At 61.6% G+C, this 14321-nt stretch carries 7 protein-coding genes; 3 read left to right on the top strand and 4 right to left on the bottom strand.

Going from position 1 to position 14321, the window contains the following annotated elements:
• Positions 1-72: 72 nt before the first annotated feature.
• Both FQU96_RS06870 and FQU96_RS06875 read left to right on the top strand, forming a co-directional pair.
• Positions 73-1725 (top strand): NAD(P)/FAD-dependent oxidoreductase, encoded by a 1653-nt coding sequence (locus tag FQU96_RS06870; protein ID WP_146540133.1) that lies wholly within the window; start codon positions 73-75, stop codon positions 1723-1725.
• Between the two features lie 299 nt (positions 1726-2024).
• The gene (locus FQU96_RS06875) at positions 2025-4691 is read left to right on the top strand and encodes an alpha/beta hydrolase fold domain-containing protein (RefSeq protein ID WP_146540134.1); all 2667 of its coding nucleotides are present in this window, start codon (positions 2025-2027) and stop codon (positions 4689-4691) included.
• Between the two features lie 192 nt (positions 4692-4883).
• On the opposite strand, the gene FQU96_RS06880 is transcribed toward FQU96_RS06875, so the two are convergent.
• From FQU96_RS06880 to FQU96_RS06895, 4 genes are read right to left on the bottom strand one after another with little or no spacing between them, the layout of a single operon-like run.
• The gene (locus tag FQU96_RS06880; protein ID WP_146540135.1) at positions 4884-7988 is read right to left on the bottom strand and encodes a DEAD/DEAH box helicase; all 3105 of its coding nucleotides are present in this window, start codon (positions 7986-7988) and stop codon (positions 4884-4886) included.
• Between the two features lie 8 nt (positions 7989-7996).
• Positions 7997-9301, bottom strand: a complete 1305-nt coding sequence (locus tag FQU96_RS06885; protein ID WP_178130354.1) for an EH signature domain-containing protein — start codon at positions 9299-9301, stop codon at positions 7997-7999.
• An 8-nt stretch (positions 9302-9309) separates the two neighbouring features.
• Positions 9310-10275, bottom strand: coding sequence for an OmpA family protein (locus tag FQU96_RS06890; RefSeq protein ID WP_146540136.1), 966 nt, complete (start codon positions 10273-10275; stop codon positions 9310-9312).
• A complete protein-coding gene (locus FQU96_RS06895) occupies positions 10275-12206 on the bottom strand; it encodes a hypothetical protein (RefSeq protein ID WP_255467887.1) in 1932 nt (643 codons plus the stop codon). The genes FQU96_RS06890 and FQU96_RS06895 overlap by 1 nt, the downstream gene beginning before the upstream one ends.
• Positions 12207-13292: 1086 nt before the next feature.
• On the opposite strand from FQU96_RS06895, the gene FQU96_RS06900 reads away from it, so the two are divergent.
• Complete coding sequence (locus tag FQU96_RS06900) at positions 13293-14312, top strand: cobalamin-independent methionine synthase II family protein (RefSeq protein WP_178130355.1); 1020 nt, start codon at positions 13293-13295, stop codon at positions 14310-14312.
• Positions 14313-14321: the final 9 nt, after the last annotated feature.

A 14321-nucleotide genomic window follows, 5' to 3' on the forward strand; every position in this document is an offset into this window, starting at 1 on the left:
GCGGCCGTTGCAGGCGCTACCATCGCGCGATATGAATGGTTGTTCATATAGAGATGCAACGGGGAGCTGAGCATGGTGGCGAAGACCGGCTCGCACTATGAAGTGATCGTCATCGGCGCCGGCGTCGCCGGGATCTATCAGATCAAGCGTCTGGTCGATCTTGGCATGAATGCTACGGTGATCGAGGCGGCGTCCGGCCTGGGCGGCACCTGGTACTCCAACCGCTACCCCGGTGCCCGCTTCGATTCGGAGAGCTATACCTACGGCTACTCCTTCTCCAAGGAGCTGCTCGATGAGTGGCACTGGAAGGAGCACTTCTCCGCCCAGCCTGAGAACCTGCGCTACCTGAACCACGTTGCCGACAAGTTCGACCTGCGCCGGCACATGCAGTTCAACTGCCGCGTCGAAGCTGCCCACTTCGACGAAGCCGAGAACATCTGGCGGCTGCAGATCAACGACGGCCGCACGCTGACCTGCCGCTTTCTCGTCATGGGGCTGGGCCTGCTGTCGATTCCGACCCTGCCACGGCTGGAAGGCATGGAGAGCTTCAAGGGCCGCTCGTTCCACACCTTCCACTGGCCGCACGAGAAGCTGGATCTGTCGGACAAGAAGGTGGCCATCATCGGCACCGGCGCCACCGGCATCCAGGTCATCGGGGAGATCGCCGACAAGGTCGGCCACCTGACGGTATTCCAACGCCGCCCCAACTGGAGCGCGCCGCTCAACAACGGGCCCATCTCTGAAAAGGAGATGGCCGCCATCCGTGCCGACTATGACGAGATCTTCGCGACCTGCGCGCGTACGCCCGGCGGCTTCGTGCACGAACCCGACCGGCGCGGCTTCTACGAGGTTCCGCGCGAGGAGCGCGTGGCGCTATGGGACCGCCTCTACCGCACGCCGGGTTTTGCGATCTGGCTGGCGAACTTCCGTGAAATCTTCATGGACGAGAAGGCCAACGCCGAGTTCTCCGAATACATTGCCGACCGCATCCGCCAGCGCGTGAAGGATCCCAAGGTCGCCGAGAAGCTGATCCCGAAGGATCACGGCTTCGGCGTGCAGCGCGTGCCGATGGAGACCAACTACTTCGAGGCCTACAACCGCGACAACGTCGAACTGGTGGACATCAGCGAGACGCCGCTGGTGCGCGTGACGGAGACCGGGCTGCGCACCAGCGAACGCGACTACGATGTCGACATCATCATCTACGCCACCGGTTTCGACGCCATCACGGGTGCCTATGACCGCATCGACATCCGCGGCATCGGCGGCCAGACCTTGCGTGAGAAGTGGAAGGATGGCCCGTCAACCTATCTCGGGATCTTCATCCACGGCTTCCCGAACCTGATCATGCCCAACGGCCCGCAAAGCGGCTCGGCCTCGACCAACTACCCGCGCGGCATCGAAACCGGCGTCGACTGGTGCACTGCCTTGCTGAAGCACATCCGGGCAAACGGTTATGTGCGCGCCGAGGCCACGCAGGAGGCCGAGGATCAGTGGACCCGGCATGTGAACGACATGTACGCCATGATGCTGATGCGTCGCGCCAAGTCCTGGTTCACCGGCTACAACTCCAACGTCGCCGGCCACGAAGAGGGCCGCTTCCGCCCCATGATCTACAACGGCGGTGCCCCCAAGTACGTCAGGCGCATCAACAGAGTCGCGGGCAATGACTATGAGGGCGTTACGTTCTCGGGCGCTGCCCCCGTCGCGAGCGCAGCATCGTAGTACCCGCTATCGCTCGAGTGTGACTCGGGACCGTCATCCCGAGCATAGCGAGGGAGATGCAGGCGCATCCGTGCATCACTTGCAGAAGATCCCTCGCTGCGCTCGGGATCACAGCTGTATCAGGGACGCGTGATTCCGAGTAGACCCTAGACGAGTGCGTCACGTTACCGTGAGGTGGCAATCGGATCGGTTCCCCGCGGAACCCATTCGTTTTTTCCTTCCTGTTTTTCCAATGCGACACCGCACGGTTTGAGTCAGGCTTCAGGCTGAAAATCAGCGTCCGCAAGAGGGAGGAAGCGATGGCAAACGCAGCAGTCGCCAATGGTGCACAGCAAGTGGATGTCGCAGTCGTGGGCGCCGGTTTCGCCGGCCTCTATCTGCTGCATCGCCTGCGCAAGGCAGGTTTCTCGGCCGTGGGCCTCGAGACCGGCAACGATGTCGGCGGCACATGGTACTGGAACCGCTATCCCGGTGCGCGCTGCGACATCCAGACCACCGACTACAGCTACACCTGGGATCCCGAGTTAGAGAAGGCGTGGACGTGGTCGGAGAAATACGCCACCCAGCCCGAGATCCTGCGCTATCTCGGCTTCGTCGCCGACCGCTACGACCTGCGCCGCGACATCCGCTTCGGCACCCGGGTCAACAGCGCCACCTGGGACGACGCCACGCAGCGCTGGCGGCTCGACACCAGCGCCGGCGCGCCGGTGTCCTGCCGCTTCTACGTCATGGCCAGCGGCTGTCTGTCGCTGCCCAAGCCGCCGGAGATCGAGGGCTACAACGACTACAAGGGCGCCGTCTACTTCACCGGCCGCTGGCCGCATGAAGCGGTGGACTTCAGCGGCAAGCGCGTGGCGGTGATCGGCACCGGTTCATCGGCGATCCAGTCGATCCCGCTGATCGCCCAGCAGGCCGCTCACCTCACCATCTTCCAGCGCACGCCGAACTTCGCACTGCCGGCGCACAACGGCCCGTCGCCCGCCGATCGCATCGAGATGCGCGACAAGGATACCCCCGCCTTCCGTGAGGCCGCGCGCTGGTCGATGGCGGGCGTGCCGCTGCCGCCGGCCACCGACCACAGCTGGCAGCTGAGCGAAGCCGAACGCCACGAGCGCTTCGAGAAGGCCTGGGCTGCCGGCGATCTGGTGGTCATGCTCAGCCAACTCTGGGCCGACCAGGCTGTCGACGTCGACGGCAACACCCTGTTGTCCGACATGCTGCGCGAAAAGATCCGCGCTGCCGTCAATGACCCCGAAACGGCCGAGGCGCTGACGCCGCGCGATCATCCCTTCGGCTCCAAGCGGCCGTGCCTCGATACCGGCTACTACGCTACCTACAATCGACCCAACGTCACGCTGGTGAACCTGCGGCGCGAGCCCATCAAGCGCATCACGGCCACCGGCATTCAGACTGATAACCGCAGCGTCGACGTCGATGCCATCGTCTTCGCGACCGGCTTCGATGCCATGACGGGCGCCATCACCGCGGTGCATCCCATCTCAGGTCGCGGCGGCAAATCGATCGGCGACGTCTGGGCGAACGGGCCACAGACATATCTTGGCCTCACCGTCGCCGGCTTTCCCAACCTGTTCATGATCACCGGCCCCGGCAGCCCGTCTGTGCTGTCCAACATGATGGTGTCGATCGAACAGCACGTCGACTGGGTGACCGACCGCCTGATCGCCCTGCGTGACACCGGCTTCACCACCATGGAAGCCACCGAGGCAGCGCAAGACGGCTGGCAGCGGCACAATGCCGACTGCTCGATGATCACGCTGCACCGGCTGGCCAACACCTGGTACACGGGCGCCAACGTGCCCGGCAAAGCCCAGGGCGTGATGCCCTACACCGGCGGCGTCGGCCCCTATCGCGGTATCTGCAACGAGGTCGTCGAGCGCGGCATGCTGGGCTTCCGGCTCACCGGTCCCAACGGCGCCGAGCAGTGCAACGACGGCGAGATCGTGCGCCTGCAGCCCGACGTGCGCCTGGTGCTCAACGCGCTGGCCGACATGAAACTGCCGCCGCTGGAGTCGTTCGGCGCCCAGGGCGCGCGCGACTTCCTGGCCCAGTTCAATGCCGCCCGTCCGGCGGGCCGGCCAGTCGGCGAGGTCATTGACGGCACGCTGCCCGGCACCGATGGTCTGCTGCCCTATCGGCTGTACCGGCCGGCGACGCCGGGGCCGCATCCGGTCGTGGTCTATTTCCATGGCGGTGGCTGGGTGCTGGGCGACGAGCAGTCCGACGACCCGTTCTGCCGCGACATGTGCCGGCGCACCGACATGATCTTCGTCAGCGTCGGCTACCGGCACGCGCCCGAGCACCGCTTCCCCACGGCAGCCGAGGACAGCTACGCTGCCTTGTGCTGGATTGCAGCGCACGCGGCCGAACTGGGCGGCAAGCCGGGGCCGGTATCTGTCGCCGGCTGGAGCGCCGGCGGCAACATGGCCGCCGTGACCTGCCAGCTGGCGCGTGACCGCAAGGGTCCGCAGATCGCCGGCCAGCTGCTGCTGTGCCCGGTCACTGACTGCACGTTCGACCGGCCATCGTACGTCGACAACGCGACGGGCTACTTCCTGACGCGATCGCTGATGTACTGGTTCTGGGACCTGTACTGCTCGCCGGCCGACCGCACTGATCCGCGCGTCTCGCCGCTGCGCGGCAAGGTGGCGGGCCTGCCGCCGGCATTCGTGGTCACCTGCGAGTTTGATCCGCTGCGCGACGAAGGCATCGCCTACGCCGAGGCCATGGCCAAGGCCGGCGTGCCCGTCGAACAGCTGCAGGCGAAGGGCCACTTCCATTCGTCGTTCACCATGGTCGACGTGGTGATCACGAGCGTGTCGGGCCGCGTGCAGATGGCGCACGCCCTGCGTCGCTTCGCCGGTCTGCCGGCGGAGGAAACCCCGACCCACCAGGACAACACCGCGCAGCGACCCCTCCAAGCCGCTGCCGCCGGCGCTGCCGACTGAGGCTGCGGCCCACGTCGCGAAAAGGGACCGCCGCCGTCGTCCCCGGCGCAGCGAGGCGACAGCGGTGGACCCGTGCGAATAGCTTGTTCCACGTCAAGCCCGGCGCTCGAACGGTGGAGAAACCGATTCGAGGTGCATCGCTTGCGAGGCCGTCGCGCACGCGCATGTCGACTAGACGTCTTCATTTCCAACTCAGTGAAAGAGATAGGACCCGTCTAGCTCCCGTGATGGGACACCCAGCTCGTCCCGGGCAAACATGGCCGTCATGGCCTCGCCGAGCGGATCGGCTTCAGCCCGCAGACGTTCGCTTGCCATCCCTCGCTGGAGAACCGCTGCATCGTCGGCTACGTCGCCCATTGGCCACAGCGCTGAGCTTGCAAGACGGCGCTTCCGCATCATCAGGCTCTGGAGAAGACAGTCGAAAGATTGTTCCCGATAACCTTCGTGAATCGCCATGGGCACGTGAACCGTCACAGGTCGGGTTTGCCCGATGCGATGTACGCGGTCATTGCATTGCTCTTCGACCGCGGGGTTCCACCATCGCGACAAATGGATCACATGCGTTGCTGCGGTAAGGGTAAGTCCGGTGCCAGCCGCTTTCGGACCAAGGACAAGGAGATCGAACCCGTGATCTTCGGAGAGATGCCGTTGAAAGCGGTTCACGATCGCTTGCCGCTGAGAGATCGGCGTATCACCGTTGATAAGATCGACGCGTACGAGACCCAGCTCGCTGCGAACAAGTTCGATGAAGCGGTATTGCATCTGCCGGTGTTCAATGAAGACCAGCGCACGCTCGCCTTTTGCCTTCACGCGCCTCAAGATTTCCATTGTCGCCTCCAGGCGGCCGGAGGAGCGGGTAAAATCTTCATTGTTCATTTCTTCATCCAAGGACGGATGAACCGAAACACTGCGGATATGATGCAGCATCTTGAGCTGCGCGCCCAACCCGCCACTAGCAAGCTTGAGCCGCGCGTCATCATAGGCCAACGCCTGAGCATCCGGCATCAGGCGAGGATGAATGCGACGCGACTTTGGTGGGAGATCGGTAGCGACTGCTTCCTTCAACCGACGGATTGCCAGCGGCGGCTTTGTGTCCCTGCGCTCGAAAACACGGGAGTACAACTCCGCCATATTGGCTTCTTCCGGCTTCAGGTACCGTTGGCGAAATTCCTTGAGACTATCGAGCGAACCGGCAGCCAGCTGATCCATGACAGCCCAGAGGTCGACAGTACTGTTCTCAATGGGGGTACCCGTAAGGCCGATTCTAAAATCGGCGTTGACGGAGCGGGCGGCAACCGCGCGCAGACTGATCGGATTCTTCAGCGCCTGGATTTCGTCAAAGACAACGGCCGAAAAAGGAATGCGGGCGAGCGAGTGCTGGTAATTGGTTAACGTGGTGTAGGTCGTCAGCATCCAGAACCGGTGCGCTCTGCCCTCCGCGACAGCTTCGTGCAGCGCGCCGAAATCGAGCTTGGCTTCGCCGCTGTCAGTATCTGTCCCCCGAAATCCGGTGCGTTTGCGTCCACCGAGGCTTGAGCCGTAGAGGCGAATGAGATGGCCGAGCCCCGTCTCATCCATGTGACGGGCGACCTCCTGCTCCCAGTTTTCCAGAAGGGAGGTCGGCGCAACGACGAGAACAGGTCCACGTTTCCTGACCTCGGGACGCGCCGCCGCCGTGTTCAGCCATGCCAGGAACGCGATCGTCTGGAGCGTCTTGCCGAGCCCTTGTTCGTCGGCATTCAGAATTCCGGGCAATCCCGATCGCCACGCCTCGACCTGCCAAGCGAAGCTTTCGACTTGATGAGATTTGAGCGGCGTGCGAACCGAGCCGGGCAAGGTGTCCGCGACACCGGACGTTCTTGGCTTAAGCCTCGCATGCCATTTGACGTCTTCATAGTTGACTTGGGTATCCAGAACGAAGGGTCCGGTTTTTTCGCCATCGACCTCCCGGTCATCCTGCTCGGCAGGCTCAGCGTTAATCCTATGAAGCCGCTCGTCAAGCAGCCTGAGCATTTCCGCGCGTGCCGGCAGCAACAGATCCTCGAGCTCCACCGTCGGCCACTGCTTTTCCATCGCTGTGGCCACACGATCACGCAGGGTTTCGAGCTGCGCTGCGTCCTGCCGTCCTAGCGCATCAGCCAGACGATCGGCGAATTCTTCGGGCAGCCATGTTGTACTACTCGGCTCAATCTCACCCAGATCGGGCTTCTCGTACTTCACGATGCCCGTCACGCGTTCCGAGAATTCCAGCGTCTCTACCAGAACAGGGCCGATGGCAGCTTCGATAGCTTCCTGCTCCGCCGCTGGCGACAGTCCGTCCAGCTGTCCTGAGCGGCGAAGCTGAGCCTCCATCGCCTCGGTCAACTTCGGCAACGGGTTCTGAATAAAAGTGCGGCGGTCTTCGGGAGACGCCTTCTGCATGCTGACCATGACGGAAAGTGCCGGCGTCGCAGAGCGCTCCACGACGACATAGCGTCCCGGAGAAAGGCGATAGGCCGGCAAAGCGCCACGCCCTCTGACGAGAGACTGAAATCGTTGAAGATCGAGACCACCGACTTCACTCATCGACTCAGATGGCTCAGCAAAACCCGAGGTAACACCATGCCCATCCAGCGTATCGCTCGAAAATGGAATCACGTCGAAGTCCGTATCCCCCTTTGGAGAAATCGAGAGCCGATCAACGAGGCGCACTTCAAGACCACTGAGGAAATCGGTCATGGAGACGCGCGACGCCTCATCTCCACCCACGATCGATGCACCAGGGTCAAGCGCCTTGCGGAATCGGCCGAGCGCCTCCCAGTCCGCGGCATCGCCTTGATCTGATTGATAGGAATCCGCAACCTCGATCGCGTCCAGCATCCAGAGAGGCAGCCGTCTTGCACCCTGCGCCGTCTCCAGCATCGCGCCCGTCCGTTGCGGCAACTGGCGCTGGCCGTTGCGTGACCATTCGTAGCGAAGGCGAAAGCCGGACGAACCGACGATGCCCTCAGCGTCGGTTTTAAGGGTCATATCCACGAATGGAGGCAATCCCAGCAGCTGGCCCGCCTCGCCTGAGATTGACGCAGCGATGCGATGAGACATCACGATGCGATCAGAATCGATCGACAAAGGCTCGCGAAGCGCATCTGCGGCAGCGCGCAGATCAGCGATCGCGTACGCGAGAGGTCGCTCCCCGGCGTTGAGATGCTGCAGATCAGCTTCTGTGCTGCGGCGAACAAGACGATGAAGCAGGCCCGTGCTTTTTCTCTTCACGGTGAGAGTGATTGCGTCGGGAGACGTAGATACAAAAAGCTCCATTGCTCGACCTAAATCTGCTCCATCACCCAGCTTTGCCAATCTCCGATGTGTGACTTTGCTTTTGAGCCCGAGATCAGCCTGATTTGCTCACAATCATAGTGCCACTGATAGAGGGTGGGCGCACGCCTGTCGGTCTCGTCAAAGATGTGAACCCTATAGCTGTGGGAGCCTTCGACAACGATCTTTCTGCCAATCTTGAGCACAAGTAGGGAAGTATTCGCCCTGCTGCCGCCGGCAGTCTGACGTCCGAACCTCAGTGTTCCCTTCCCACCCCCTCGCCGCTTTGCCTCTCGTTCGGCGGAAGCACCGAAGGCCACCCAAGCTGTGTCCACCCGCCCTCGACTATGCAACCCCAGCCAGAACTTTCTTCGCGGCTCCCACATATGGCTGTCCTCTACTGCCGACACGACGTCGAGGAAGAAGCGAATGTTTTCTCCAGTCAGCCATCGAAGGATGACAGCCAGTCTATGGCTGGGCACCGCGGACCAGATCCCGCCACGCTGGACTCGTGGATCACCGTAGATGCCGATGATGCTTTCGGTCAGATAACGAAGATCCTCAGCCGAGGGTGTACGGCTTACCCAGTGCCCGAGCAGCGCCGAAATCGCCTCACCGGCCCCAGTGCTCTTGGCCTCTCGGCCGTCGGGCTTCATCCATTCAATGAGCCGCTTCATCTCAATCCTCGTGTCGAGATGCGGTTCGATTTGCGTCACATAAGCAAGATGAGCTGCGTTCATCAGACCGGGAGCATGAGGGCTGTGGATGCCGAGCTTCTGCAGGCCGGTCCAAAGATCGTCCATGGAGATCATTTTCCGCGCAACGGCATCCGCCACGACGGTTGGCGAGAGCATCTCCGGGATAGCCTCTAGCAACATGCGCCAACGTGCACCCAAACGGTCCGTCACCTCCGACAATGCACTGGCAAGCTTGTGGGTATGATCCGCGGCAGCATCGAAACTACCCATGTAGATGGAGAGCATGCCACCTAGAAAGCCGGCGCGCGTCGAGGCACGTGTCTCGCGGTAGTAGAATTCCCGTAGTCCGGAAAGATCTGGCCGCTCGCGGCGTTCTTCGTCGAACAGAGCCTTGCCGGCGCTCGTGATCAGCGATAGTTTGGTGTCTTTCCACTCGTCGCGATCGAGCCGATCGCGAACCATGGCAACGAGCTTCTCGCGATCCTTCTCCGGCGGGTTTGCAACGATATCGGGCCATCGGGCCATGATCCGCTCCGCCCTGGACATCAGCGGGCTCAGGGATGGCAGCGCCGGCCTGTTGAACTGGCGATTCTGCGACAAGGCCTCGGAGAGTGTCATTTTGCTTCTCATCGCGAGAGGCCTGCGCTCAATGCCTCCCGTATTCGCCTGATCTCCTCAGACTTGCTTGGCGCATACATGATGATGCGAAGGTCTACGCGGCGATTGGTATCACGGCCCTCCTTCGTCGCATTGTCCCTGACGGGCCTCATCTGCCCGTAGCCGGCGACCGATAATACGGGTTGCCCCCGGAAATTGAGAAATTTGACGAGCTCTGGAGCCTTCCCGAGCATCGTGGAAAAGGTATTGTTTGCACGCTCAGTTGACAAAGTAAGGTTCGGCGTGAAGTCGCCCGTCGAATCGGTGTGGCCTTCGATTTGAAGAGCCTCGATCACGGCATGTGTCGGGTTGCAGTCAGTCTTCCAATTCGAGCGAGCCCCCAGCGTGTAGCACGGAAGAATTTCCGCCAGACGGGTGGCCAGCGTTTCGACGATAGTCCTTCTCTCGGACCGAAGTAAGGGCGAGCCGGACGCAAAAAGGCCATCGCCTTGGAAACGCAGAGCGTCGATTTCTTCGCTGATGACGACCTGCAGATCGGGGAAGTCAATTTTAAGCTGCCCCTGCAGCGTTTCGAGAATGCGTCGCCGTTCGACAGCCGACAACGCGAGATAGGTTTCAAGCGGATCGACCCTGCGAAGCTTTTCAAGCTCCTGCTTCAGTTGCGCGACTTCAAGCTGCAGCTCGTCAACTTGCTTCTGTTTGGCGTCGATCGCTCCGCTGAGCTCTTTGATCGTGACCTCTAGCTGGGCGACAAGCATCCGGAGCCGCATGACCTCGTGACGTGCATCGTCCCGCTGTTGCACGACCAGATCGTAGTCGGCTCGCGGCACCATGCTTTGATCGTTGTATTTGCTGGCAAAATAGGCGAGCAGCAGGATGACGACGAAAAGGAAGCTGACAGTCATGTCCGTCATGGACATGAAAGCACTTTCCTCTTCTTCCTCCCCGTGGCGCGTTCGCTGACCGCCGCGCATCACGCTCTCCGCGATTGCGGAGCGAATTGCTCGGCCTGCTCGACGATCTCGCGCATTGTATCCAGCGCTGGACTAAGCCGATTCTGCAAGTCACGCACGTGTCCGGACATGCCCTGGACAGCCTTCTCGACATTCTCGGTATAGAGATCGAAAGCCTGGCCGAGCTTTCCATCCATATCGTCCAGCCGGTCGCCCTGTCCTCGCAATCTCTCCAGCATGACGGTCACGCCGCCGAGGGCACTCTCGATCGCCTTCGCCTCGCTGCCGAGAATTTCCCGGGCGGCGGCCAGCGCCGATGCGGCAGATTCAGCCGTCGCTTCCGCCGAACGGGAGACCGTGCTCGCCACCTGTCGGGTGCTGTCGGTCAACTGTCTAATCGAACTATCCATCCGATCGGCGATGGACTTCACCGGCGTCGCTGCCGTAACCAGCTCGGCTGCTGCGCCCTTGAATGTGCCTGCGGCTTTCTCCGATGCATCTGCGCCAGCCTTTACGCTATCGGACATGCGCTGCATGTCCGATGCACCTTGATTAAGCTGATTGATCAGAGCCTCGAGCCGCGTTCCGATTTCGGCAAGGGGTGCAAGCAATTCGGCTCCCGCCCTTTGCGAGACATCTTCGGCTACCCGTGAGATTTCCGCGCTCGTTCGGCTGAACACCTCCGCGACACTCTTGCCAGCATGGCCAATCTGGTCGGCGACCTGCTGGCTGGCAAGCTTCATGCGTTCCTGCGCGGTTTCGGTTCCGGTGCGTGCCGCCGCCTCGATCTCCTGCTTGAAGGACGCTGCTGCCCGACGCATGTCATCGGCGGCCGCTGACATCGCCCGCGCGCCCTCGCCGGTATTATCGCGGATACCCTCGAGTGTGCGGTTCATCACCGACAGGAGCTTTTCCGTACCTTCGTTGAAGGTGCCGCCAGTGACCTCCGCCGTGTTCATCAGCGCCGCACGCAAATCCTCAACCGCCTGTGCGACGCGTTCGGTCACACCCTCCATTTCGGAGCCGATTCGTCCCGAACTCTGATCGAGCCGGTCAGCAAGGGAGCCGAGCCGGTCGCTCGCATCCGAGATCTTCTGACTGGCTTCCGAGAGCGCCAGGCCAATAGACCCCGTCAGCTGGCTCGACAGACCGGAAACCATATCTCCGACGCCTTCCGTTCCCATCTTGCCAACCTTCTCGACAATTGGAGCCATGGCGTCGGCGATGGAGTTCTGGATGGCCGCAGGAAGCTCTTCTCGCAATGGACGGCCGATCTCGGCGACCAGCTCCATGCCGATCAGACGGAAATGCTCCCGTTGCTCGCGCGTCGCGTTCAGTTGCTCCGCAGCAAGCGCTTCCAAGCTGATATAGGTCAGATGTTTTTCGATCGCGCCACACAGATCATGGATGGCTTCTTCCAACCTGCCATAGACAACGCGCAGAAAGATCGTGAAGACAATCGAGCAAAATAGTCCGGTCAACGACATGATGAACTTGGCCGACGCTACGGACAGCAACTCCTGCATCGCAGCGCTGTCGATCGCGGCTCGCCCGCCAAGGCTTTGCAGAGCCGCGATCAGCCCAAGGAAAGTCAGGAACAAACCTCCTGATACGAATAACCCGGGCATTATCCGCCAGGAGCCAACACCAAATCCCAAATCTTCCGGATTGAGAAACGTGGACGGTCGCACGGCATTTCGAAGAATAATCTTGCCGTCCTCTTCATGAGGGACAAGCGTCTCACGATACTTGTGCCACGCTCTGGCTAGGTTGCGGCGATATCTATTGCTGCCGCCTTTGTCGATTACTGCGGAAAGCCGGTCTATGTCGCGGCTGAAATCGGCGCCACTCTGGCTGCTTTCTATTTGCCTCGTGAGCCAGGCAACAGCCCTCTTCTGCCGGTATATTTGTTGGATAAACAGGATCGTGCAGATTGCCAGCAGTGCAACCAATCCTAGAGCGACATATCCTGGAACCTCCTCCCTTACCAGAATATTAGCTGCCCAAAGGATAAAGCTGACAGTGGATCGACCAATTTCTTGAAACACTTAGTCTTTGCCCCCTGCGACTCTGCCCCGAAGAGTCTTCGATGAGAGAAAATAAACCAAAGGGCGGTAATGCAATCAAGGGACATATGTGGGGATGGTTGCCAGAAGCTGGAGGCGGCTGGGTTTGTTTGAACAGCGTTTTGCCTTCGATACGCGGCTCCCTGCCGGGGTCGTCAGGATGGTATGGTGACCGCTTGGGTGCAACGGACCGAGAGCGCAACCAAACAATAGTGCACCTCAAGCGCGCGGCGAAGCTCACGCCGTCAGGGGCTGCCGCAAATGGTCGAAGTGGGCTTGACCGGGGACGGTTGCCGATCAGAGCTCGAGTGTGACGTCGAGTATTGCAGAAGCTGAAGTGCTGGCCCAGCAAGATACGCGCCTCGCTGACGCTGTCGCAGGCCCGCAGATAGACTTTTATTTCGTTCGCCTCTTTTCGTTCCGTTGTGATGCACCGGATATTTGCCAACAAATGTTCTTGTTGCGTTCGAAAGACCGCCGTCGTTTTATTGCCACTTCCTGTAGACAAGTCCCGCCCATGCTTCGCCGGCATGGAGTCCGCCCGATGACGTATCGGCCATCACTGGAGATCACTGAGCCCGACATATGAAGATTGTCACTGCCATTGCCACCGCGCTGCCCGTCGCGCCGGGAACAGCCCTGTCCCCTATTTCCCGATAGCAGGAAGGGGTTAACGGCGTGTGCGTGCTTGGTCCGCGCAGCTTTCCGAACCATCGCGCAGCTTCGCGCCGCCGACGCAAGAGTGATCGCGGCTGCAGCAAGCCATTGTCATCGTTGCCGAATCCGGCATCACGCTCTTGCCGATCTTCTCGCAGGCGGATCTCGCACATGTCCGGCATTCCCCGCAAAATCCAGGACACGGGACATGCCAGTCGGGCGGCGGTAAGGCACCCGGCGCGGCGCGCTCAGGACGGCCGGATCGCGCAGCTTCGTTTGAAGTTCCGAATTGCCATCTCTGTGTTGGAGGACCGCATGCAGCCCTTGCCACTTCTGCCGACCATGGGTGTCGGCAGCTACGCCTCGCCCGGTTGGTTCGTGTCCGGCCGGGCGCGCATGCGCGAGGGTGACTTCGGGCCGGCCGACATCGACGAGATGTTCGAGGACGCAACGCGCCTGGCCATCGCCGATCAGATCGAGGCTGGCCTCGACATCGTCAGCGACGGCGAACTGCACCGCCAGCGTTTCGTCTTCGAGATGTTTCAGCACCTGCAGGGCCTCAAGCGCGTGGCACCGGGCCGCAAGCTTGGCGTGCCCGGCTACGACATGGCCCCGCACTTCATGGTCGAGAGCGCGGTTACGGCGCCGCGCGGCCTGGGCGTCATCGGCGAGTTCCAGACACTGAAGCGCCTGGCACCCGGCCGCCATCTCAAGGTGGCGTTGCCGGGACCGGTGACGTTTGCGGGCTTCATGACGCTCGGCCGTCACGATGTGGGTGAGACGATCGACGCGCTGATCGGCATCGTGCGTAGCGAGCTGGAGGACTTGGCCGCGGCGGGTGCAGACTATGTCCAGCTCGACGAACCGGGCTTGCCGGAGACGCCACTGGGCCTGTCGCTCGACGACTGTGTTGCCGTGATCAATCGTACGCTGGCCGGTTTTGCCTTCCGCCGCGGCGTGCACGTCTGTTTCGGCAACAATGCCGGCCGCCCCATGGCCGACCGTGACATCGCGCGGCTGATGCCGGGCCTCGTGGCCCTGAAGGCAGACGAGATTTCGCTCGAGTTTGCCAACCGCGAGATGGCGCAGGTCGAGGTGATGGCCGAGTTGGCACGCCGTTTTGATGTCGCAGCCGGTGTGATCGACGTGAAGAATTTCCGGCTCGAACCCAAGGAGGCCGTGGCGCAACGGATCGAGCTGTGCCTGAAACATGTGCCGGCAGACAGACTGCGCCTTACCGCCGACTGCGGCTTCTCGGCGCTGCCGCGTGGACTGGCGCGCCGCAAGATGATCGCCCTTGTCGACGGCGCGCGGATGGTGCGGTCGGCACGATAAAAATGACAA

It is taken from the genome of Reyranella sp. CPCC 100927, from assembly GCF_007859315.1.
Taxonomy (GTDB): domain Bacteria; phylum Pseudomonadota; class Alphaproteobacteria; order Reyranellales; family Reyranellaceae; genus Vineibacter.